Below are 24,102 nucleotides of genomic sequence, written 5' to 3' on the forward strand. Positions count from 1 at the left end.
TCGAGGTCGCTGCTTTATCCCTCTCTCGTTCCCAGTCTGCCGGGCCCCGGCGTGACCGGCAACGTCAAACCCGGATGCCTCGCCAGCGCCGCATTGGTCAGCTGTTTGCGCAGTTCCAGGCTTTCATTCCTGAAGTTGTCAAAGATCGTCGTCATTTGCTGACTGGCTGCTTCACGGGACAGTCCGACCTGCGCTTCCAGGCGCGCGAACGCGTGAGCACTGCGATCCAGAACGCTGGTAAACGCATCCTGGCGTGTCGCCAGCAAATACTCGGCCCAGAACTCCTGCCTGCTGACTGACTCCGAGAGTTGCGCCGTCTGCTCGGCCCTGACGACCTCCAGATAGGCGTGATCGATCTGCGCGTCCGTCACCTCGGCATCCAGTGGCACATTCAGCTCTGTGGGTTGTGCCGGCAACGCCAGGCGCTGCGCCAGTCGCACCCGATAAATCAGGCTGATATCCAGTGCCTGGCGTTGAGTGAAAGTTCCTGCGCGGGATCGGCGCGCGATATCGAGCAACGCCTGTTTTTCTACCTGCTGCAACCGGAACAGCCCGCGCAAGAGACGAACCAGATCGCCTTCGAGTGTCTGGGTACCGGTGCGGGCCGCCGCCGCTGCCCGATAACACAGAACCCTGACCTCCAGATCGCTGAACAGTCCCGCAACATTGGGCGCACTGACCCAGCCTGTGCGGGCCATGCGAAACAGCGCGCGACGCAACGAATCATCCTCACAGGCCGCTTCCAGCACATTCCATACCCGCTGCCCGAGCTGTTCGCGGGTTCTGGAGTAATCGGCCGTTTCACGCAGTTGCATGAGCACTTCAAAAAAATCCCGGGAATCCGGGTCAGCCGACAGTGACGACAACACTTGCTTGGCCCGACCGATCTCCACCGTCGGCAAGCCGTTTACCCATCCCGCCCCTTCCCGGTCACCGGCCAGTCGTGCGGTGCTGGTGTACTCGGTGGTGATGACGCCCAGACTTATGCCTTGCGACTGTTGGTACGCAGCGATGGCTTGCAGGCTCTCGGTCGACAGCGGATTGCCATCGATCGTAGTGCCGCGATTCAGTACAGCGCGGGAGGTGAAGACGGACGTCGGGATCTCGACAATCCTGTTGTTGCGCAGATCCAGAGATTCCAGATGCGCAAGCGCATCGGTATTTCCGGGCCATTCGGTGATGCCGGTGTTTCGCAGGCTCAAGTGGCGCAATTTACGCATTGCACTGACGTCCGGAGTACGCCCCAGGAGGGGGTTGAAGCCCAAATCCAGTGTGCGCAGGTGATGCTTGCCGGCCAGCTCTACAATCGTCTGCTGAGTAAGCCGGATACGGTTGTTGCTCAGATCCAGACCTGTCAGCCCCGGCATGTCCCCGATCGCGACAGGGATGCGTGTCAGTCCGTTACCTGACAGGTTCAGCACCCTGAGTCCGGGAAAATTGCGCAGAAACGTATTCAGACCTGCACTGGCGCCCACGCCGCTCATTTCCAGCGCGGTGATGTGGGAAAAATCGCCGATAAGAACCGGCATCTGCCCTAACGGCACCGCATCGAGCGTCAGGCTGTAGGTCGGATGCCCCGAGTGCGCCGTGTGACGGGTTTCCTTGCGCCACGCGCGCAAAATGGCTTGCATTGCCCGCGCCTTGCTATGGGCGGGGACCTTGAGCCTCGGACCTTCCTCACCCTGATAATACGTATCGCGGTGGGTCCAGCGCTCCAGGGTTTCCACCATCGTCCTGTATTGCTCGCGCAACCGTTCAAGCGACCTGATAGCCAATACTTCGTCGGCGCCCAGAGAGGTCACAAAACGTTTGATCTGTGCGGTTGATTGAGTCGGATACAACTCCTGCGCCCGACGCACGAGCGCGGGCGAAACGCCCTGAGAAGGGCTTGAAGGTGCCGATTGCTCGACGGTGACCTGTTCGATCCGCTGATCTGCCAGCCCCATCGGGGAGCGGTAACTCGAGTGTGCCGGTGCAATTTCCAGCACCTTGGCGAAGGCTTCGCGCCGCTGCAGCGCCAATGCGGTGATTTTCTCCCGCAAGCCCGTGCCGTCGACGTCCGTTTCAACGCCGATGGCCTTGCGACTGTGGGCCGGAAGGCTTTCCCACAGTGCCTGGAAAAAATTCGCACGGGTGCGTGACGGATGACTGGAGACGCTATTGCTGCGCGCATCCTGAACCTGATAGCGCTCGGCATAGGCTTCGACGAGCACTTTGTGTGGGGCATCGCTCGGGCCAACGACGGCCCGCTGATCGGCATACACACCCCAGTCCAGAATTTCGACAAATACATCGCCCGGCCAGCCCGGCAAATGGCTCAAGGTGTCGAGTACCAGCATGTCGGCATCGCGCCCACTGGCGGCGTCCAGATATAACCCCTCGTACGCGCGATTCAATCGCTGGACCTGCTGATAGCGCCTGGCTTCCTCGGCCAGACGCAACGGTACGATGCCGGATTCAAGCTGCGCCCACTCACGCGCATCGGCATGTTGCACCAGTTCGTCGGCGACACTGGCTGAAAGCCCCGGGAATGCCTTGATGATCGGCTCGCCTCTGGAAAGCTCACAGACGTCGCTTCGCCGGAACAACCGGTCCATCATCGCCATGCGCATCCGCGGCGCCAGCCCGGCAATATGTTTGCCCAATAACGCTATCTGATTTTTCGACTCCACAGTGGCCGAGCCCAGCAAGTGTGAACGCTCACTGTCGCTGAGTGCTGCCAGAACAGGGGTATAAAACTGGCCGTTGCGCAGCGCGCCCTCTGTGAGGTTGACCTGGCGGACAGCCTCGTCTGCGCCATAGCGTGTCACTTCATTACCAAAGATGTCTTTCACAATGACTGCCATGTCCTGTGGCCAGCGACCTGCTCCTGTCAGCAAATACAGTTGCAGATCGGCATCCGCCAGCGGCGCAGATGCGGGCGTATCAATTTGCGTCATGAACTGGCTGACGTCGGAGTCGGCACGAAAGCGTCTCACCGAGTCCGTGAGCATCGCCATAGGCTTGCCGCGTTCAACGAACAGTTTGCGCATGGCTGCCTGGCCGATCCCGCTTACTGCAATGGCTTGCAAGGCACGGGGGTCTGAAATCTTTTCTTCACGAAAACCCAGGCGACGGAACAGGGTCAACAAACTCCACTCGTGAGGCAGTTCGGAGTCATGACGCCAGGCGCCAGCTCCATTGGTCTCAAGCAATGGTGAATAACGCCCGGGCAAGTGCGGATCATGGACCTCCCACAAACCGGTGCCGGTAACCGGACGCACCGCGTACGCATTGGCACCCAGCGGCAAATAGCGGTTGTCTGCGCGCCATACCAGCCCTTGCGCATCCGCAGCAAAACTGCGCGGCAAAGACTCGCGCTGGCGGTAAGCCGTCATGTCCGGATTCCACAGGCGATAAGACATTGGCCCAACTGGTACCCGCCGTAGTCCCTGCATGAAACTTGACGAGCGCACGACGGTGTAAGCCTTACCCACCGCGACACCGCCGGCAGCGAAACCCGCCATGAGGATCAGATTCTCAAGCGTGTCGAACAGGCAATCGGTGGCATGTTCCTGATCACCGTGGGCCCAACTGTCGATGCCCTCGTAGATCTGACCGAGCAACTGTATTCCGGCGACGGCACAAATGACCTCGCCGAGAACCGGCACGAAGGACACAAAGAACAACAGCGTATTCAGCCCGATGGCTTTATAGGACTCTTGCCTGGCAAGGCGGGTTTTCTCATCTTCATCATCCGTCGGCACTACCAGCAGGCGAGTATCGGCCCGAACCTGCGCCGCGCGGTGCTGGAAGATCGCGAGAAACAGGTTGTGTCTTGCGTCACCCTGTAGATCGAGCCCTGTCAGCGGAAGGAAGGTCGTGGAAACGGGAAACTGGTTCGGTCGCGCTTTCAACAAACGTACATCGAGTCCGTTAAGGAAAACCGAGCGATCCTTCATCGGGATGAAGCGCGTGAAAAAACTGCGAAACTGCGAGCCGCGTAAACGCCCGCTCAACTCGACCTCGAACTTCTGGAAACTGGGATACTCTTTGAGAGGATGATCGGGATCACCAGGCATATAGATCACACAACGGTAATCGCCATCCGCATGTTCGCTGACCGGGCCGATGAACATCGGCCCTCTGAGCTGCACCTCAAGCATTTCAAGGCTTTGATAACCCAAGGTGTTGTTGCCCAGTGTGATTGAAGAATCCGAGTTCTTGACCGACTCAAGCATGCGGTACACATCCAGACTGATATGGCCACGCATGTAAGCGATATGCCGCTCGACATCAAACTGGTCTCTGGAAAAGGCAACGGATGATTCCTGCAGACTGGCGAGTTGACTGTCGCTGCCGAAGAATCCTTCCACATGCTTTTTATATTGTTTACCGAGATCCAGATAACGACAAAGCCTGGCAAACTCGTGAGGTTGTATCGACAATACCTTATTGTTTCGCCCGGTTATCCGCTGCGGGATATACAGCAATGAACTCTCGTGATAGGTGCTGGCCAGAGTTTCCGACAATTCGAAATTTTCACAGGCAGCGGTCAGCAAATCACGATTGATCGGCAGCACCAGTTTCCTGCGCAATCCCAACAGGCTGGACTTTGAGCGTACATGTTGAAAAATCGCCCCTTCGACCTCGAAAAAAGGTTCGCCCAGCTTCTCAGCCATGGCTTTGGCCAGCAGTGGCGTACAAAAACTCTGCGGGGATTTCAGTGCGCGCAATTGCTCAAGTGCGGCATGACGGGATTTGAAACTGGCCTTGAAACTTTCATAGAGATCGTTTCGAACAGTTTCTGAAGATTTAAGCAACCAGTCAGGAATCTGTTTTTCATACAATTCAAAAAAGACACCCTGTTGAGCGGGCGTCATGACTGGCAAGATCAATTTACTCTTTTCAACATCCATGCTTAGCAACTTTATTTCTGAAAGGGGCATCCAGAATAAAGTTTCAGACTCTTTCAATACAGCGTGATTAGTTGATGAATCAACCTGTAAAACAACAACAATACGCAACTATAAAATATCTATGTACCGCACTTTCTTCCGCTGAAAATGCAGCACGCCCGCGAGTTTGATTGCTCACGAGCGTGTGAGGTGTTTACCAGAAGCGTTGCTGAGTCAGCCGGCTCCACCAGCTCAGCAACACGCGATCCACCGAACCGCTGGCCGCCATGCCGATGCGCTCCTGCAGGCTCTTACGCTCGGCGTAGTGCAGGTGATAGACCTCGGACTGTTTGGCACGCTCGGCCAGGTATTCGTCGCTGGTCTTGAGTTCGTCGACCAGTTTATTTTCCAGTGCCGCGATGCCCAGCCAGACTTCGCCGGTGGCGACCTCGTCGATCGCCAGTTGCGGGCGATAACGGGCGACGAAGTTCTTGAACAGCTGGTGGGTGATGTCCAGGTCTTCCTGGAATTTCTCCCGGCCCTTCTCGGTGTTTTCGCCGAATACAGTGAGGGTGCGTTTGTATTCGCCGGCGGTCAGCACTTCGAAATCGATGTCATGCTTTTTCAGCAGGCGGTTGACGTTGGGCAACTGCGCCACCACGCCGATGGAGCCGAGGATGGCGAACGGCGCACTGATGATCTTCTCGCCGATGCACGCCATCATGTAGCCGCCGCTGGCCGCGACCTTGTCGATGCACACGGTCAACGGCACGCCGGCTTCACGGACGCGCGCCAGTTGCGACGAGGCCAAGCCGTAGCTGTGCACCATGCCGCCGCCGCTTTCCAGACGCAGGACCACTTCGTCCTTCGGCGTGGCCAGGGTCAGCAGCGCGGTGATCTCGTGGCGCAGGCTTTCGGTGGCCGAAGCCTTGATGTCGCCGTCGAAGTCCAGCACGAACACACGCGGTTTGGCGTCGGGTTTCTTCTTCTGTTTCTTCTCGGATTTGGCCTGGCCCTTGCGCAAGGCCTTGAGCTGATCCTTGTCGAGCAGGGTCTGCTCCAGCCGCTCACGCAGGCCCTTATAGAAATCGTTGAGCTTGCTGACCTGCAACTGGCCCGCGGATTTGCGCCGGCCCTTGCTGCGCAACGCAGCAAAACTCGCCAGCACCACCAGAATGGCGATGACCAGCGTCACGGTCTTGGCCAGGAAACTGGCGTATTCAGTGAAAAACTCCACAGTGACTCCTTCAAACGATGCGCGGTCATGAAACACACGCGGGAATTGGCTCCAGCATACCCATGCACCAGCCGGTCGGCCAGCCGTGAAACCTCTGGCAACAAGGCTGGAACGGGCATTTCAAACAAGCGTATGTTTTTTCATTGACAGCTCACCGTCATCCCCATAACCTCGCCACAACCTTCAACGTACCGGGATGACGCGGACGTGGGCAGCATCTACTTGATTCGACATGGCCAGGCCTCCTTCGGTGCAGACGACTATGACGTCCTGTCGCCGACCGGTGTACGCCAGGCGGAAATCCTCGGCCGCCATCTCGCCGAACTCGGAATCAGCTTCGACCGCTGCCTGTCGGGCGACCTGCGCCGCCAGCAACACACGGCCAACAGCGCGCTGGAACAGTTCGCCGCCGCCGGCCTGCCGGTTCCGGCACTGGAAATCGATTCGGCCTTCAACGAATTCGACGCCGACGCCGTGATCCGCGCCCTGCTCCCGGCCATGCTGCCGGAAGAGCCCGAAGCACTGGAAATCCTGCGCAACGCCGCGCAAAACCGTGGCGAATTCCAGCGCATCTTCGCCCTGATCATCGAGCGCTGGCTCGCCGGCACCTACGACACACCGGGCCTGGAAAGCTGGGTGGGTTTCGTCGAACGGGTACAGGCCGGACTGCAGCGGATTCTCGAACAGGCTGACAACACCCAGAAAATCGCGGTGTTCACCTCCGGTGGCACCATCACCGCCCTGCTCCACCTCATTACTCAAATGCCTGCCCGGCAGGCCTTTGAACTGAACTGGCAAATCGTCAACACCTCGCTCAACCAGCTGAAGTTCCGCGGTCGCGAGGTGGCTCTGGCTTCCTTCAACAGTCATGCACATTTGCAACTGCTGAAGGCCCCGGAACTCATCACGTTTCGCTGAGTCCGGATTACTGTGACCCTGCTGCAATCAACCAAAAAGGATCGAACCATGACCTCCGTAGCTGATGCCGTAAAAGCAATGCAAGCCAAGTTCAACCCAGCCGCCGCTGCCGGTCTGGATCTGGTCTTCGGTTTCAACATCACTGACGAAGACAAGCAATACGCCCTGATCGTCAAAGACGGCACCTGCGACATCCAGGAAGGCGAAAACCCGGACGCCAACTGCACGCTGGTGCTGGACAGCGAAACCCTGAAAGGTATCGTCAGCGGCGAAACCGACGGCATGCAGGCTTTCATGGGCGGCAAGCTGCGCGTTGAAGGCGACATGATGCTGTCGATGAAGCTGTCCGAGCTGTTCCCGGCATAAACGCCCGGAAGCAATTCACGAATCCCGCCTCTGGCGGGATTCGTGCTTCCAGAGACCGATGATTTCTCTAACCATCAACGTGTTGAACCCGGCGCTCTTTCCAGCTCTCGCTGAATATCTCGAAACGCAATGGCCGCTTCACTTCCTTCAGCCAGATGCTCAGCCATCGACCCAGTCAGCATCTTTTTGTCGTTGACATCCCAGTCAATCGTGATGACAAACGTGTCGCCCCCCACAGTCACGAACAACCAATAAGAGTCCACAGGTCTGTCCGGTTCGGAGAACGCGCTGTAGGCATATCGGATCTGGCGACGAAGATCAGGTGTATCGAGAACCAGCCCCTCTGTATCCACCTTCGGATAACGCTCCTCCATCGCAACCAGCACTTTGGTCAGAAACTCGTCATTCGAAATGCCCCTCAACGGATCAGGACTGGTGCGCAGCATGGTGACAGGACTCTGTGCGGAAGGCGTCCCCATCAAACGCGGTCGATACATTCCCGAGCTGAACCATCGTGTCGCGTCAAAGCGCGTTTCTTCAGGGCTCCAGTCGCCGTAATACATCATTACCCTGGCGGACATTTGATCTTCCTTGCTGTAATAAAAAAAAACCGTAGTGATGAACACCGCCAGCAAGATGAGCAGGAGGCTGTTCTTTCTCGATAGACGCAGCATGCTCAAGCGGGTCTGTACTCAAGAAGGTGAGCGGGCACACCCGTGGGGGTATCCCCGGAACGGACATCACGATGCGCACCCAACGCATCCAGCGGATAACCCACGGTTTTCTCGTGAAAACTGCGGCTGTCCTCATGTGCTACCAACTTGCGCTCCTCATCAGTAACCGTTGAAAGGGGTTTTTGCGGAGCCTTTTCATCTGGAAGCTCAGCCGTCGGGTTCTTCGCTGTCTTGCGGTGTTCTGCAAGCTTTCGTTGATACTCGATATTCTTGCGGGTGTAGCTTTCCATCGCCTCCCTGTCGGAGGCCATCCGCTGACGCGTGCCGGGCACCGATTGCCGCTCCGCGTTGGTGCCATAAGTCGTGTCGTAATTGCTGCGTCGCGGAAACGCCATGACGGTTGTCCGGGTGGCGTTAGCCATGATCTGCGCGAGGCTGAGTTCATAGTGAGGGTCTTCGCCCTCGAGCACCCAACGCTCGGCGTTGATGCCCAGCCCGGTGCGACAGGCATAAGAGTGAATCTTTGCACCGTATGCAAACGCTTCCGGCTTGAACATTTTTGCCTGGGCATCACGCAATCGGTAACTTTCACGCTTATCCAGCTCGTATCCCAGCTCGATTGCACCCACTACGCCATGGGAGAAAAAATCGAGCTGTTTGATTTCTCTGCCGCGACGTTGCCGGGTAAAGATGAAATCCACTAGGCCGGATATTGAATCCAGTTCCCGGTATTGCGCGCCATGATCGCGCTCGACTACCAGCTTCAAGGCCGCCAGCAGGTTTTGCGGGTAGTCATCCTTGAAAATCAGAAAGACGCGCTGTTTCGAAAAACTTGGTGTGCCTTCGGGATACTTCGTCAGTTGTCGGATGCCTTGATTGATGAAGCGCATTTTATTGCCCTTCTGCCCGCGCCAGTTTTCTATCGTCGACATGTAGGAAGCCCCCACCACCGTCACATAGTCCTGGGCCAGCGTTCCCGTGACCTGAGTCGTCGCATGCTGCTCAGTGGTCTGGGCCTGTTTCTTCTTTGGTGCAGCCACGCGTCACCCTCCTTAATAGTCGATGCCCAGGGCATCCAGATGGGCGGCCGCTTCCTTGCCCCACTGAACAACAATGGACGTCGGATCGGCAGTGAATACCCTCGCAGCATTGCCATGGTTGTCGGTATGGCCGACCAGGCGCTGTCCATCGCCGGTTTCGATGCAATAGAGCATGTCGGGAATTGCTTCGCCGGTGGTTTCGTCCACCAGCTGGAAGCGTTCACTGTGTTTTGGCACGGTGACAATCGGGCTGAAAGGCGCGGAACCGACCTGCGTGCCGACGAAAACGTCGCCGGAGCCGGTAATGATCATTCCACCATGGGCTGTGGCGCTACCAAGAAAGGCGATTGGCTTGCCATTGATCAGAATGTTGCCGATGCCCTCGGTGACCGAGTCACCGCAGGCGGTGGTATCACCGACTCGCAGCACGGGCATGCCATTGATGTTCACATTGGGTGAACCGCTGGTGCTGGGGTTGGTACCGTGTCCAGTGATCGGGCAGGCATTGAGATCGCTGAGGCGCGCGGCAGGTTTTGCCATCATCTACATCCTTGTATGAGCGGAACCGCGAAATTTACCGGATCTGCCCTGTGGGCGAAAGGCTGGCCTCCTGCCTGCCCGTCTCTGCCGTGATAGGTGTCACAAACGATGCAGCCAGCAGCTCCCGCGTATACGGGTGCCGAGCCGAATGAAACAACCCCGCCGTTTCACCACGCTCCACCACCTCGCCATCCTTCATCACGATCAGATCGTGGGCCAGCGCCCGCACCACCGCCAGGTCATGACTGATGAACAGATAGGTCAGCCCGTGCTCCTCCTGCAACCGGCGCAATAGCGCGACGATTTGTTTCTGCACCGTGCGATCCAGCGCCGAGGTCGGCTCATCCAGCAAAATCAGATCCGGCTTGAGCACCAGCGCCCGAGCGATGGCGATGCGTTGCCGTTGCCCGCCGGAAAACTCGTGGGGATAGCGATGACGCGTCGCCGGATCGAGCCCGACTTCCTTCAGTACATCGATCACCGCCTGCTCGCGCGCCTGCGCATTTAAATCACTGTGCACCTGCAAACCTTCGGCAATGATCTGCTCCACACACAAGCGCGGGCTAAGGCTACCAAACGGGTCCTGAAACACCACTTGCAGGCGTTTGCGCAACGGGCGCAATTGTTTGCCGCTCAGTTGCTCAAGCGACTCACCCTTGAAGCGGATGCTGCCGTCGGCGTCGATCAGGCGCAGGATCGCCTGACCCAGCGTGGATTTACCCGATCCGGACTCACCGACAATGCCCAGCGTCTTGCCCCGCTGCAGGTTCAGATCGATGCCATTGACCGCGTGCAGATACGACTTGGCCCGCAGCCATCCGCCACCCAACGGAAAACGCACATGCAGATCGCGAACTTCGAGCAAATCCTCCGCCGCATCACGGCACAGCGCCGCGCCGCCGGGTTCGGCGTTGAGCAATTCGATGCTGTAGGGATGCTGCGGCGCGCGGAACAATTGCTCGCAGCTTGACTGCTCAACGATTTCGCCCGCGCGCATCACCGCCACCCGCTGAGCGATGGTGCGCACCAGATTCAGGTCGTGACTGATGATCAGCAGCGCCATGCCCAACCGCTGTTGCAGTTCCTTGAGCAGCAACAGAATCCTGCGCTGGACCGTGACGTCGAGAGCCGTGGTCGGCTCATCGGCAATCAGCAACTGCGGTTCGCACGCCAACGCCATGGCGATCATCACCCGCTGCCGCTGCCCGCCGGAGAGCTGATGCGGATACGCTTTCAGCCGCTCGCGCGGTCGTTGAATGCCGACCAGTTCCAACAGTTCCAGAATCCGTTTGCGCGCCGCCGCGCCCGCCAGGCCTTTGTGCAGCGCCAGGCTTTCGCCGAGTTGGCGCTCGATGCTGTGCAACGGGTTGAGCGAACTCATCGGCTCCTGAAAAATCATTGCGATGCGGTTGCCGCGCAGTTGCCGCAGATAGCGCTCGTGCACACCCAGCAGCTCTTCGCCGCCATAACGGATGCTGCCGTCGATCTGCGTGATGTTCGGGTCCAGCAGTTGCAGAATGCTGTGGGCCGTCACTGACTTGCCGGAACCCGATTCGCCCACCAGCGCCAGGCATTCCCCCGGGCAAATGTCGAGGTCGATGCCGTGCACCACTTCCTGCCCTTTGAACGCCACCCGCAGGTCGCGTATTTCGATCAGATGTTCACGCATATCAAGTCCTGGGGTCGAAGGCATCACGGCAGGCTTCGCCGATGAATACGAGTAGAGAAAGAATCAGCGCCAGGGCAAAAAATGCCGTCAGGCCCAACCACGGTGCTTGCAGATTGTTCTTGCCCTGACCGATCAACTCGCCCAGCGAAGCGCTGCCGGCGGGCATGCCGAAGCCGAGAAAATCCAGCGCCGACAACGTCGCAATCGCTCCGGTCAGAATGAACGGCAGATACGTCAACGTCGCACTCATGGCGTTAGGCAGAATGTGCCGCACGATCACCTGTGCATCGCCGACACCCAGCGCCCGCGCCGCTTTCACGTACTCAAGCCCCCGGCTGCGCAGGAACTCGGCGCGCACCACGTCCACCAGACTCAGCCACGAAAACAGGGCCATGATCCCCAGCAACCACCAGAAGTTCGGCTCGACGAAGCCCGACAGAATGATCAGCAGATAGAGCACCGGCAGCCCCGACCAGACCTCCAGCAGACGCTGCCCGAGCAAGTCGACCCAACCACCGTAATAGCCCTGCAAGGCACCGGCGGCGATACCGATCAACGCGCTCACCGCCGTCAACGCCAGGGCGAACAACAGCGAGACCCGCGTGCCGAATATCACCCGCGCCAGTACGTCCCGCGCCTGATCGTCGGTGCCCAGCCAGTTTTCAGCGGTGGGCGGGCTCGGGGCCGGTTCAGTGAGGTCGTAGTTAGCCGTGTCGTAGCCGAACGGGATCGGCGCAAACCACATCCGTCCGCCCTGCCCCTCGATCAATTCACGCACCTGGGCACTGCGGTAGTCGGGCTGGAACGGCAGCTCGCCGCCGAAATCCTGCTCGGTGTAGCGCTTGAACGCCGGGAAATACCACTCGCCCTGATACGTCACCAGCAACGGTTTGTCATTGGCGACCAGTTCGCCGCCCAGGCTCAGGCCGAACAGCGCGAGAAACAGCCACAACGACCACCAGCCGCGTCGATGAGCCTTGAACCGCGCCCACCGGCGCTGTCCGATTGGAGAAAGCGTCGGCATCAGGCAGTCCTCGCGGTGAAGTCGATGCGCGGATCGACCAGCGTGTAACACAGGTCGCCCAGCAGTTTTATCAAGAGCCCGAACAGGGTGAAAATGAACAGCGAACCGAACACCACCGGGTAATCCCGCGACACCGCCGCTTCGTAGCTCAGGCGGCCGAGACCGTCGAGGGAGAAGATCACTTCGATCAACAATGAGCCGCCGAAAAACACCGTGACCAACGCCTGAGGCAATCCGGCCACCACCAGCAGCATCGCGTTGCGAAACACATGCCCGTACAACACCTGTCGTTCACTCAGGCCCTTGGCCCGGGCCGTGACCACGTACAACCGTGAGATCTCGTTGAGAAAGCTGTTCTTGGTCAGGATCGTCAGCGTCGCAAAACCGCCGATCACCAGCGCACTGACCGGCAACACCAGATGCCAGAAGTAATCGGCGACCTTGCCCCACAGCGACAGCTCGGCGAAGTTGTCCGAGACCAGCCCGCGCACCGGAAACCAGTCCAGCGCCGTACCGCCGGCGAACACCACGATCAGCAGCAACGCAAACAGAAAACCCGGCATCGCGTAGCCGATGATGATCGCGGCGCTGCTCCAGACATCGAACGCCGAGCCGTTGTGCACCGCCTTGCGGATGCCCAGCGGAATCGACACCAGATAAGTGATCAGCGTCGCCCACAAACCCAGCGACAGGGTCACCGGCAGCTTCTGCCAGATCAGCTCGGTCACCGACGCGCCACGGAAGAAGCTCTTGCCGAAATCCAGTTGCGCGTAGCTCTTGAGCATCAGCCACAAGCGTTCACCGGCACTTTTGTCGAAGCCGTACTGGCGCTCGATCTCGGCCACCAGTTTCGGGTCCAGGCCACGGGTCGCGCGGGACTCGCCGCCAACGCTTTCAACATGACTGGCACCCACCGGCGCGCCGACACCGATCCCCTGCAATCGGGCGATGGCCTGCTCTACCGGGCCACCGGGCGCGGCCTGCACGATCACGAAGTTCACCAGCAGAATCGCCAGCAAGGTCGGCACGATCAGCAGCAGACGCCGCAGGCTATAACCCCGCATGGGCGTACTCCTTTTGCTGCTGCATTTGCGTCGAGGTCAGCGCGGTCGGGCTGATTTCCCACCAGGTGTCGAGACCGGCGTCGTACAGCGGCGCAATCGTCGGGCGACCGAAACGGTTCCACCACACCGTGGAAATCCCCGGCGGGTAATAGTTGGGAATCCAGTAGTAGCCCCACTGCAACACCCGATCCAAAGCATGGGCGTGGCGCAGCAGACTTTCACGGTTGTCGGCCTGGACCACGCCTTCGAGCAGCGCATCCACCGCCGGATCGCGCAGCACCATGTAGTTGTTGGAGCCAGGATCATCGGCGCCGTCGGAACCGAAATAATTGAACAGCTCGCGCCCCGGCGCCTGACTCACCGGGTAACCGACGACGATCATGTCGTAGTCGCGGCTGCGTACGCGGTTGGTGTACTGCGCGGTGTCGACCTGACGGATATCGAAGCCGATGCCAATCTGCGCCAGATTGCGCTTGAACGGCAGCAGCAGACGCTCGAAGCCCTTCTGACCGTTGAGAAAAGTGAATTGCAACGGCTCGCCGGCGGCATTCACCAATTGATCGCCACGGGGTTTCCAGCCGGCGGACTCCAGCAATTTCAGGGCCTGCAACTGCTGCGCTCGGATGTTGCCGCTGCCGTCGGTGCGCGGCGCCTCGAACACCTGGCTGAAGACTTCATCGGGAATCTTGCCGCGCCACGGTTCGAGGATTTTCAGTTCTTCGGCATCCGGCAGTTCGGTGGCCGACAACGCGCTGTGGGAAAAGAAGCTGCGCTGACGCAGGTACATGCTGCGCATCATCTGCCGGTTGCTCCATTCGAAATCCCAGAGCATGGCAATCGCCTGCCGCACCCGACGATCCTGAAACATCGGCTTCTGCAGATTGAACGCAAACCCCTGGGCACCTTGCGCGGCGCCGGGTGCGAGGTGTTCGCGCAGCAACTTGCCCTGCTCCAGCGCCGCCCCGGCGTAACCGATGGTGTAACTGGTGGCAGAGAACTCGCGGTTGTAATCGAAGCCACCGGCCTTGAGCACTTGTCGCGACACATCGGTGTCGGCAAAAAACTCCACGCTCAACTGATCGAAGTTGTAGAGCCCGCGAGTGATCGGCAGATCCCTGCCCCACCAGTCCTTGATCCGCTGAAATTTCACGCTGCGCCCGGCGTCCACCGCGCTGACCTTGTACGGCCCGCTGCCCGGCGGAATCTCGAAGCCTGCGCCATCGGCGAAATTGCGTGTACGCCACCAATGCTCGGGCAACACCGGCAACGTCGCCACATCCAGCGGCAAGGTACGGCTCTCGTTGTTCTTGAACACGAAACGCACCTGGGTCGGCGACTCGACCTGCACCTCGGCGACATCGCGAAACTGTTGGCGATACTTGAGGCTGCCCTGAGTGGTGAACAGCTCGAAGGTGTAGCGCACGTCTTCAGCGGTGATCGGCGTGCCGTCCTCGAACCGCGCCTTGGGGTTCAAGTAAAAACGCAGCCAGCGCCGGTCCGCGTCCAGCTCCATCCGTTGGGCGACCAGGCCGTAGACACTGTACGGCTCGTCCTTGCTGCGATAGGCCAGCGGCGCGTAGAGCCAGCCGTCGATGTCGGCAACGCCGGTGCCTTTGTCGATGTAGGGAATCAGGTGATCGAACGGGCCGCTCTCCAGCGAAGAGCGGCGCAAGGTCCCACCCTTGGGCGCGTCGGGATTGGCGTAGGCCAGGTGCTGGAAGTCCGGGGCGTATTTCGGGGCTTCGCCGTAGACCGTGAGGGCGTGTTGTGGCGCGGCAAACAGCGCCGGGCTCAGCAACAGACCGACGCTGAACAGAATGACTCTGGAAAACATGGGCAGATCCTTTCACCACGTGCCTGCCTGACTGTGATGTGCAACAGGCCGGGCCTTTTTATAGGGCGGGGTTTAGAACGATGTGTTACTAAAACTCGCCCTGACCGATCATTCTCAGAACTTGTAATTGACCCGTGTGTACAACGTGCGGCCAAACGGGTCGCCGTATTTCGGGTCGTAGCCGCTCTGGAACGTGTAGGTCTGGTTGCTGAATGGTGGTTCGCGGTCGAACAGGTTTTTCACCCCGAGCGTCACCGCCAGGGTCTTGCGCCAGGTGTAGGTGCCGGCCACGTCCCAGACGTTGTACGAACCGACGTAATCGTGGGTCTCGCGATCCGAGTCGTGGTAACCGCTGGTGTAGCGGTTGGTCAGGCTCGCGCCGAGCGGGCCGTAGTTCCAGCTGCCGGTCAGGCTGTGACGCCAACGGGCCACGGCGCCGGCCGAGGCAAAGTCGCCGCCGCGGAAATCACCGAGCTTGTCGATGTAGTCGCCCTTGAGCTGCTGCTGATAGTCGTAACGGGTGACGTAAGTGCCTTGCAGACCGATGCCGAAATCGCCGTACGGCGTGCTCGGCAGGCGATAGTCGAAGCTCACATCGACGCCGTTGGTCTTGATCTTGCCGAGGTTGGCCAGGCCGGTGACGATGTGATCGATGGAACCATCAGGCTTGCGAATCAGGCGCTCCGGGTACAGCTCCGGGTTCTCGAACACCGCCGATTCAGGGAATTCGGCGATCTGGTTGGCGATGTCAATCCACCAGAAATCCAGACCGGTGGTCAGTCGATCAAACGGCTGATAAACGAAACCGAGGGTGACGTTGCGTGCGGTTTCCGGGCTCAGGTCAGTGTTGCCCCCGGAAGTACGGTTGAACTGCTGGGCGCAGTCGCGGTTGGCAATCCCTCCGTTGCTCGGGTTGCCGCCTGCGCAAAGGCGCGGGTCGTTGTAGTTGGCATTGGTGAACGAGGTGAACGTCGGGTTGTACAACTCATAAAGCGACGGTGCACGGAAGCCTTCACTGTAGGCACCGCGCACCACCAGTTCCTTGAACGGCTGGAAGCGGAACGAGTATTTCGGGTTGGTGGTGCTGCCGAAATCGCTGTACTTGTCGTGGCGCACGGCGGCGGATAATTCAAGGCTGTCGAGCACCGGCACATTGACCTCGGCGTACTGCGCCGAGACGCTGCGATCGCCCTCCACACTGCCGTTGGGATCGACGCCCAGGCTCTGCACGTCGCCGGCAAACGCGGCGAAATCCTGATGGAAGTCTTCCTTGCGGTACTCACCGCCCAGCGCCAGTGCCGAAGGCCCTGCACCGAACCAGTCGCCGATCTCGCGGCTGATACGCCCGTCAATCGCCTTGACCCGGCCCACCGCCGTCGAGTAATCACCGTCCACACTGTTGGCTGCCAACAAGGCCGAACCGGCAGCGGTCTGCGGACCGAACGGGTTGATCACACCGTCGGCAATACCCTGGCTGACGGCGCGGTCGTTCACATAACCACTGCGAATCGTGTTGACCACCTTGTTCTGGTTGTACGACGCGCCGAGGTTGTAATCCCACCCCACCAGCGTGCCGTCGAAGCTCAACAGCAGACGCTGACCGGTGTTGTCATCTTCATGCTGACGGGCACCGACGGCGGTTTCACGCCAGTTCACGTCCACTGGCTGCGTCGGGTCGAGGGCAAAACCGCTCGGGCCGGGCGTAATGCCGTTCCCCGGATAGAACGCGGTGCCAGGATTGACCTGATTACCCATCAGAGTGCCGGGCCCGATCTGCGTCCGGTTTTCGTTGCGGGCCCAGAAGTATTCGAGGCTGACGTTGTGTTCGTCCGACAGCTTGCCGGTGGCTTTGGCGAAGGCCGAGGTCTTCTCGGTTTCCGGCACCAGATCGAGGTAGTTCCACAGGCTCTGGCGGCAGATACCATTGCGCGACAGCAGCCCCGGCGCATTGCAACCGGAACCGGCCAATGGGTTGGTGGCGTTGCTGCCCTGGCTCCAGTTGGCAGGCGATGCCGTGCCGGAGGTGTAATCAAGACCACGCCCCGGTTGGTAGTTGTAGGTATAACCGCGATCTTCGGCGGCCAGCCGTTGTTGCTTGTCATAACTCACGACACCGAAAACATTGAAGCGATCGTCCTGCAAATCACCAAAACCCCAGCTGCCGCTGAAGTTGCGGCTTTCACCGCCACCGGAATGGGTCGGGGTGTCGTAATTGGTGCTGATCTGACCTTCGGTGAGGCTGGTCTTGGTGATGAAGTTGATCACCCCGCCGATGGCATCGGTGCCGTACAGCGCCGAGGCGCCGTCGCGCAGCACTTCCACCCGGTCGATAGCGGCGAACGGGATGGTATTGAGGTCGACGCCGGAGCCGTTGATCGCATTGGTCGCGTTGTTGCTCAGACGCCGACCGTTGAGCAGCACCAAGGTCTTGTTCGGGCCGATCCCGCGCAGGTCAGCGTAAGACGCCCCGCCGCTGCTCGACCCCACCGAGCGCCCGGAGCCTACCGAAGACTGGTTGGCCGAGATGCGATTGACCAGCTCTTCAGTGGTGGTCACGCCCTGCTTCTGCAACTCCTCGACGCGAAGGATGGTGACCGGCACGGCGGTTTCGGCATCGACCCGGCGAATCGCGGTGCCGGTGACTTCGACCCGTTGCAGTTGGGTGGTCGGCTCGTTGGCCGTGCTGTCGGCAGCGATGGCCGGCAACGTGTTGATCGCCAGCAGCAAGGCCAGGCTCAAAGGGGATTTAACGGGTGAAAAATGGATCATGAACAGCCATCCCTGCGTTTTGGTTTATGCAGGGATGTGCGATGGCGGATGTTGATTTATAGAGCGCGATTTAGACCGTTGGGTGCTGAGGTTATGCAAAATGCAGCATGACGCTGCATCAGACCAACGCCATTTCCCTGACCAGTCGGGTATCAAGGCTGAACCGCTCCTGCGAGACCATCTTGAACTGCCCCTCTGCCAGGTCACAACTCACCAGCAAGTTCCACGAATGCCGGGTTGCCGCCGAGGGAATCAGTACAAACGGATGTTCAGCCAGTAAAGCGTCGGCAAACAATCGCTGATTGGGTGACGGCCGTGCAGGGCTCAGCCAGTAAGGGTTCGGCACTTCTTCGGGCTGCACGATTTTCACCTTCGCGTCGCTGATGACCTCAAAGCACGTCAATACATAAGGTTCGCTGTCCAGGGCATCAAAACTGCGGTTGGCTGCCACCTCAAGAATGGCCGAGGAAGGATCGACGGATGCGTAGACGACGCGTCGTCCTGGTATGTTCCATCGACCGCCTCTGAGCTTTGACCCCATCCCGCTGTCCCACGTCCCTCCATAAACCTCGCGATCCAGCCGCCACGCATACCAATGCTCGTCCCACGGCAATGGGTTCATGGGTAAACCCCGTAGATAAGCTGACTCAGATACTGCTCCACCATCTGAAAACCCAATGGATGCAGGGTCAATTCCAGCGGCACATGACCGTAAAAATAGGTAGAGGGTTTCTGCAGCCAGTCCTCCGCCCGTGGTTGCCCCCCGAAGGCCCGAATGGCTAGCTCCAGCACCAATGCATATTGGTAGGCGATGACACTCTGCTGCGGGTCAAGCCGTACCGGTTTGCCTTCCTTCAGCAGCCGCCTTACCGTTCTGACCGACTTGCCAGTGATGAGTTTGACCATGTCGCCTTGCTGATAAAGCTCGGAGGTTGAAAGCATGTCGACGACGTCGTTCAGCTCGAAACCCTCATCGGTAAGCTGAATAATCAGCAGGGCGTCATCACCGATGTTCCGGCCATGCACGAGCAATTCGACAGGCTTGCCCTCGACTTTCTTCAAACCCGCCAACCGGGGCATTTTTGCGCTGGGCAAGGCGACATCCTCCATGGGGCACCTGGCACGATCATCGCGCCACTGATGGCGAGCGGAATAAGCAGGCGTTTCGTATTCGAGGTGTGCAGTTCGCATGATCAATCCATTATCAGAGGCCTGAGTGATAAGGCCGTTAACGACTTCAATGTCATCGCCGATGCTATAGATCACGCTTCCGACGGCCAACCTTAAAAAGTCGTCGGAAATATCCCCGTTTTCGCCCAAAGTCCGGCAACTTCCGTAGGACGCTGCCTGACGCCATTCCGTCCTCAACTGCCGAAGTGATAACTCACATCCAGCCACCACTGGCGCCCGTACGGGTCGTAGTTGCCGGTCGGGTAATACGGCCAGCCCGCCGAGTCGTCATGCTTGACCTGATTGAGCACGTTGTTCACGGTCAGCCCGACACTCGCCCGGTCGTTGAGTTTGTACCGTGCACTGGCGTTGAACACCGTCCACGGCGACAGGCGCCCGTCGCCCGCGCCGTTGGTGACCGAGCCGTAACGAATCCCCATCAGCGTTGCCGTGGCCTTCTGGTAATCCCAGGTCAGGCTGGCGTTGACCTTGCTGCGCCAGTCGTAGTTGGTGCGCGAGGTGCGCCAGTCCTGGGTCGGTGCTTCGTCCGATTCCTTGTAGTAATGCGAGAGCACCAGGGTGTAGCCCAGCGCCGAACTGAACGCGCCGTACTGCCCGGCGCCCCAGCGGATGTTGCTCTTGAAGTCCAGACCGCTGACCCGTTCGCTGGCGGCGTTGATCGCGTTCACCCGCACCCGCTGCAACTGATTGGGATCGACGGCGGCATTGCCGGGATTGCGATCGACGCGTGCCAGGGTCGACTGGCAGTTGGCCGAGTTGATGTCCTGGGTGCCATTGCGGCATTCGTTCTCTTGCTGCAACAGGCGGTTTTCGTCGACGGTGGTCAGCAGGTCATCGATCTCCACTCGCCAGAAATCGGTGGAGAAATCGAAATTGCGCGACGGCGACCAGACGAAACCGTAGGTCCAGGATTTGCCGCGTTCGGATTCCAGATCCGCCGTGCCGCTCTGGGTGTAATCGACGCGCCCACGGTCACAGGCGCCCTCCACGCCCTGGCTGCAACCGTAATAGTCGATCTGCGCCGGGTAGTAGCCGTTGCTGTCGGACTGATAGATGTAGTTCAGGTCCGGGGCGCGGAAACTGGTGCCGTAGCTGCCGCGCACCAAAAGGCTGTTCACCGGCCGCCATTCCAGGCCGAGGTTGTAGGTTTTCTGTTGTTCGGTGCGGCCGCTGAATTTGTATTGGTCCCAGCGCCCTGCCGCTGTGGCCAGCACCGTGTCGGTGACAGGAATGCTGAACTCGCCACCGGCCGCGTAACGCTTGCGCGAACCGCCGGAGCTTTGCGCAGGAGTCACGCCGTAGAAACTGCCGTCGTTGAGACTGTCGTCCGGGTCGATGCGATATTCCTGTTTGCCCGCCTCCAGTACCCCGGCGAATCCCACCGGGCCGGCCGGCAGGTCAAACAAATCGCCGTTGCCCGAAGCGTTGTAACTCGTGGACACCGACTTGCTGCTCTGCGTCAGGTTGCCGCGAAACTTCTCCCATTCCTGGGTTGTCAGGGGCCGGTCGAGGCGCGAGGCATCCGGCGCGAACACCGGGTAACCGTCGCGGGTGCCCAGTTGCGGACCGAGGTAGAAATCCTGGATCGACGACAGCGGCGTGTAACGCGTGGTGCGAACGCTTTTGTACTCGGATCGGTTGGCCGCCAGTTCATAGTTCCACCCGGTGTCGGCGATCTTGTCCGAAAGGCCCAGGGTGCCGGTCCAGGAGGTGTCGTGCCACTTGCTGTTGTTGCTGGTGCGCCCACCGATTTCCTCTTCGCCGAAGCGTCGATACCAACGCTCCAGATTGCCGCTGTTCTGGTTGATGAAATCCGGCGAAGTGAAGCTCGGGCCACGGGTGTTGTTCTGGATGTGATCGAGGCCGTACATCAGATCGGCGAAGACCTGGCCGCTGTCGCTGAAATGCCAGGTGCCACGGGTGTAGCCGTCGTAGTTTTCCTTTTGCGTCTGCACCGTCCAGTAATCGTTGTACATCTGGTCGGTGCGGCAACGTCCGCCGCTGTTGAACAGCTTGTTGTCGAACGTGCCCTGATAGGCGCCGCAACCTGGCCCCAGATAGCGATTGTTGGTCAGGTCGCGACGGTAGCCGACATCCGCCAGCGGTCCGCTCTGCATGAAGCCGCGATCATCGGCCCAGATCGGATCGCGGTTGGTCAGTTCAAGTCCGAACAAACCGTCGAAGTCGCCCCAACTGCCGCCGCCGCTGATCTGCAAACGCTGGTTGTCACCGCCGCCGCGCTCGCTGGTGCCGCCTTTGAGGTTGACGTCGACGCCATTCATTTTGTCCTTGAGGATGATGTTCACCACCCCGGCAATCGCATCCGAACCGTAGATTGCCGAAGCGCCGCTGCTGAGCACTTCGATACGCTCGATGATCGCCGACGGAATGTTCGCCAGGTTGGTGAAGTTGACCTTGCCGTCGTACGGCGTCGGGTAATCGGCGACCCGTCGGCCATTGATCAGCACCAGCGTGTGGTTGGGGCCGAGGCCGCGCAGGTTGAGGGCGCTGGCCGCCGGTTGCCAGGTGTTGCCGTAGTCTTCGCCCTGGGTCATGCCGGTGTTCTGGGTTTGCGTGGCGAGAGCGTCGTAGACGTTCTTGTAGCCGCGCGCTTCCATTTCTTCGTGGGTGATGACGTTGACCGGGGTTGCACCATCGCTCTGCGCCCGGGCGATCCGCGAGCCGGTGACGGTGACTTTTTCCATTCGGTAATCGGCGCTGCTGGCGGGCGCCACGGCAGCCGCCTTGACCGGCGCGGCGCTCGGCGCATCGGCCGGGCGAATGCTCAGGCCCTGGCTGCCCTGCTCGACTTGCAGACCGCTGCCGATCAGCGCTTTCTCTACCGCCTGACGGCCACCCAATGCGCCGCGCACCGCACTGCTGCGCTTGCCCTGCACCAGATTCTGACTGAAGGAAATCGGCATGCCGGTCTGCCGCGAGATGTCCAGCAGCACCTCGTCGAGAGCCCCGGCGGCAATGTCGAAGGTAAACACCTGAGCGGCAGCGTCTTGAGCCAGAACGGTGGCCGGGACAATGCCCGTCGCCAGCACGATGGCCAGCGTCAGGCGGGACAATTGTTGTTGTTTGAATGAGAACATCGAGGGGCTTCCCTGTTGAAGGCGTCTGCAGGGAATGAGCAGCGGGCCGGCGCTTTTTATAGGGGGACGGATAGACCGGGAAGTTATGGATTTATAACCGTGCTTCGATGCTGACCCAGTACGGGTTGTGCCAGGTGACGCGGATCGGCAGCGAACGCTCCAGTAGTTGCAGCGTGCGGTCGCTGTCGTCCAGCGGATAGAGACCGCTGAGGCGCAAACCGGCGACCTCGGGGCTCAGGTGCAGGATGCCGCGACGGTAGCTGCGCAGGCTGTCGATGACTTCGCTCAAAGGGCGATCACGCACTTCAAGCCGCCCTTGCACCCAGGCACTTTCCTGTCCTTTGCTGCGTTCCAGCGCGAGGATTTCCTGTCTGTTGAACAGCAGACTTTCGCCGGCCTCCACCACTTGCCGCGCGCCGCTGGCGGTGACCACTTCGACCTGTGAATGCAGCATCACCAGCCGCGTTGAATCGTCACCGCGCTGCACCAGGAATTTGGTCCCGAGCGCACGCATCCGCCCGTGCTCGGTTTCGACCACAAACGGTCGAGCCAGATTTTTCGCCACATCGATCAGCAGCTCACCGCTGCGCAAGTCCAGCAAGCGCTCGAGATTGTTGAAGCGCGGCACTACGCGGCTGCGGGCATTGAGGGTCAGAGCGCTGCCATCCTCCAGCGTGAATTCCCGACGCTCGCCGGTACCGGTCGACAACTCGCCGGCTTCCGGCAACCAGCCATAACGTCGACCGAGCAAACCGGCCAGCACCGCGATGCCGAGTACGCTCAAACTGCCACTGAGGAATCGGCGTCGACTGGACGGTGCATTCAAGCTGTGCAGCACACTCTCACGCGGCAGGCCGCGCAGGTTCGAATGGCGCAGCAGATTCAGCCCGCCACCCATTTGCTCGATGATCTGCTGATGCCGTGGATCCGCCGTGCGCCAGGCGTCGAAGGCCGCACGCTCCTGCAAGCTGACGTGCCCCGATTGCAGCAGTGCCATCCATTGCGCGGCTTCGTCGATCAGCGTTTCGTCCGGCCTCATGCCTGCATCGCCTGATAGCAACGCTTGAACGCTTCGACCATGTATTGCTGCACGCGGCTGGTGGACACGCCGAGGCGTTCGCCGATTTCGCTGTAGGTCAGGCCGTCGAGCTGGTGATAGAGAAACGCAGCCTTGGCCTTGGCCGACAAACCATTGAGCAAGCGATCCACCGCCAGCAGCGTTTCGATCACCAACTCCCGTTCCTCGGGCGACGGATGCACCGGTTCCGGCGTCAGTGCCAGGCTTTGCAGATAAGCGCGCTCCAGATCCTGCCGGCGCCAGCCTTCATAGACCAGCCGCCGGGCAATCGTGGTCAGCAGCGCGCGGGGTTCGCGAATCGCCAGCGGATCGGGCAGCGCCAGGACCCGAAGAAAAGTTTCCGAAGCAATGTCCTGTGCGCTGTGCGGGCAGCCGAGGGTACGGCTGACCGCTGCGCACAACCATCGGTAGTCCTTTTGGAACATTTGCCCGATGACCTGGTAATGCGGGTTGTGACTCCCCATGCCTTACTCCCTGAAAACGGGCTCCACCCGCTGCGAAAATCCATGGATACGCCGGGATCTTCCGGCGGTGATCAGGGGTGCGACTGTGCTATAGCGCCTGAGACATTTGAAGTAATAAAAAATCAGGATCAGCAAACCTTTGAGAATAAGGCACGTCGTCGCCACGGCAACATTGGCTGACACAACGTTGATCTCGATCAGTGGCGCCAGCCACGCCAGTCTCTAACCTTGCGCCTCCATCGATAGCCACGGACGGCTC

Annotated in this window: 17 protein-coding genes; 2 read left to right on the forward strand and 15 right to left on the reverse strand. The window is 59.9% G+C overall.

Going from position 1 to position 24,102, the window contains the following annotated elements; genetic code table 11:
- Positions 1-14: 14 nt before the first annotated feature.
- Together AC07XZ_RS22200 and sohB are read right to left on the reverse strand one after the other, a co-directional pair.
- Positions 15-5,006, reverse strand: coding sequence for an NEL-type E3 ubiquitin ligase domain-containing protein (locus AC07XZ_RS22200; RefSeq protein WP_146024023.1), 4,992 nt, complete (start codon positions 5,004-5,006; stop codon positions 15-17).
- 85 nt (positions 5,007-5,091) lie between these two features.
- On the reverse strand, positions 5,092-6,114 hold the full coding sequence (sohB, locus tag AC07XZ_RS22205; protein ID WP_102687622.1) for a protease SohB: 1,023 nt from the start codon (positions 6,112-6,114) through the stop codon (positions 5,092-5,094).
- A gap of 207 nt (positions 6,115-6,321) precedes the next feature.
- Between sohB and AC07XZ_RS22210 the strand changes: the two genes are divergently transcribed.
- A complete protein-coding gene (locus tag AC07XZ_RS22210; RefSeq protein WP_102687621.1) occupies positions 6,322-7,032 on the forward strand; it encodes a histidine phosphatase family protein in 711 nt (236 codons plus the stop codon).
- A 48-nt stretch (positions 7,033-7,080) separates the two neighbouring features.
- Entirely contained in the window at positions 7,081-7,398 is a 318-nt protein-coding gene (locus AC07XZ_RS22215) for an SCP2 sterol-binding domain-containing protein (RefSeq protein WP_007959502.1), read from the forward strand.
- Positions 7,399-7,472: 74 nt separating this feature from the next.
- Here the strand turns inward: AC07XZ_RS22215 and AC07XZ_RS22220 are convergent, their stop codons facing one another.
- From AC07XZ_RS22220 to AC07XZ_RS22280, 13 genes are all read right to left on the reverse strand, one after another.
- Entirely contained in the window at positions 7,473-8,072 is a 600-nt protein-coding gene (locus AC07XZ_RS22220) for a hypothetical protein (RefSeq protein ID WP_102687620.1), read from the reverse strand.
- Between the two features lie 2 nt (positions 8,073-8,074).
- On the reverse strand, positions 8,075-9,112 hold the full coding sequence (locus AC07XZ_RS22225) for a hypothetical protein (RefSeq protein ID WP_102687619.1): 1,038 nt from the start codon (positions 9,110-9,112) through the stop codon (positions 8,075-8,077).
- Between the two features lie 12 nt (positions 9,113-9,124).
- Positions 9,125-9,652 carry a PAAR domain-containing protein gene (locus AC07XZ_RS22230; protein ID WP_102687618.1) on the reverse strand — a complete coding sequence of 176 codons (528 nt, stop codon included), beginning with the start codon at positions 9,650-9,652 and terminating at the stop codon, positions 9,125-9,127.
- 34 nt (positions 9,653-9,686) lie between these two features.
- The gene (locus AC07XZ_RS22235; protein WP_102687617.1) at positions 9,687-11,321 is read right to left on the reverse strand and encodes an ABC transporter ATP-binding protein; all 1,635 of its coding nucleotides are present in this window, start codon (positions 11,319-11,321) and stop codon (positions 9,687-9,689) included.
- Between the two features lies 1 nt (position 11,322).
- Positions 11,323-12,345 carry an ABC transporter permease gene (locus AC07XZ_RS22240; protein ID WP_085745482.1) on the reverse strand — a complete coding sequence of 341 codons (1,023 nt, stop codon included), beginning with the start codon at positions 12,343-12,345 and terminating at the stop codon, positions 11,323-11,325.
- Complete coding sequence (locus AC07XZ_RS22245) at positions 12,345-13,409, reverse strand: microcin C ABC transporter permease YejB (protein WP_102687616.1); 1,065 nt, start codon at positions 13,407-13,409, stop codon at positions 12,345-12,347. The genes AC07XZ_RS22240 and AC07XZ_RS22245 overlap by 1 nt, the downstream gene beginning before the upstream one ends.
- On the reverse strand, positions 13,396-15,243 hold the full coding sequence (locus AC07XZ_RS22250) for an extracellular solute-binding protein (RefSeq protein WP_102687615.1): 1,848 nt from the start codon (positions 15,241-15,243) through the stop codon (positions 13,396-13,398). The genes AC07XZ_RS22245 and AC07XZ_RS22250 overlap by 14 nt, the downstream gene beginning before the upstream one ends.
- Before the next feature lie 114 nt (positions 15,244-15,357).
- Entirely contained in the window at positions 15,358-18,012 is a 2,655-nt protein-coding gene (locus AC07XZ_RS22255; RefSeq protein ID WP_102687614.1) for a TonB-dependent receptor, read from the reverse strand.
- Positions 18,013-18,130: 118 nt separating this feature from the next.
- The gene (locus AC07XZ_RS22260) at positions 18,131-18,634 is read right to left on the reverse strand and encodes an RES family NAD+ phosphorylase (RefSeq protein WP_102687613.1); all 504 of its coding nucleotides are present in this window, start codon (positions 18,632-18,634) and stop codon (positions 18,131-18,133) included.
- Positions 18,631-19,122 carry an antitoxin Xre/MbcA/ParS toxin-binding domain-containing protein gene (locus tag AC07XZ_RS22265; protein WP_102687634.1) on the reverse strand — a complete coding sequence of 164 codons (492 nt, stop codon included), beginning with the start codon at positions 19,120-19,122 and terminating at the stop codon, positions 18,631-18,633. The genes AC07XZ_RS22260 and AC07XZ_RS22265 overlap by 4 nt, the downstream gene beginning before the upstream one ends.
- 254 nt (positions 19,123-19,376) lie before the next feature.
- Positions 19,377-22,301, reverse strand: coding sequence for a TonB-dependent receptor (locus AC07XZ_RS22270; RefSeq protein WP_102687612.1), 2,925 nt, complete (start codon positions 22,299-22,301; stop codon positions 19,377-19,379).
- A 91-nt stretch (positions 22,302-22,392) separates the two neighbouring features.
- Positions 22,393-23,340 (reverse strand): FecR domain-containing protein, encoded by a 948-nt coding sequence (locus AC07XZ_RS22275; protein WP_102687611.1) that lies wholly within the window; start codon positions 23,338-23,340, stop codon positions 22,393-22,395.
- Positions 23,337-23,843 (reverse strand): sigma-70 family RNA polymerase sigma factor, encoded by a 507-nt coding sequence (locus AC07XZ_RS22280; RefSeq protein ID WP_102687610.1) that lies wholly within the window; start codon positions 23,841-23,843, stop codon positions 23,337-23,339. The genes AC07XZ_RS22275 and AC07XZ_RS22280 overlap by 4 nt, the downstream gene beginning before the upstream one ends.
- Positions 23,844-24,102: the final 259 nt, after the last annotated feature.

Source organism: Pseudomonas sp. GW458-11-26-14-LB4 (assembly GCF_059423925.1).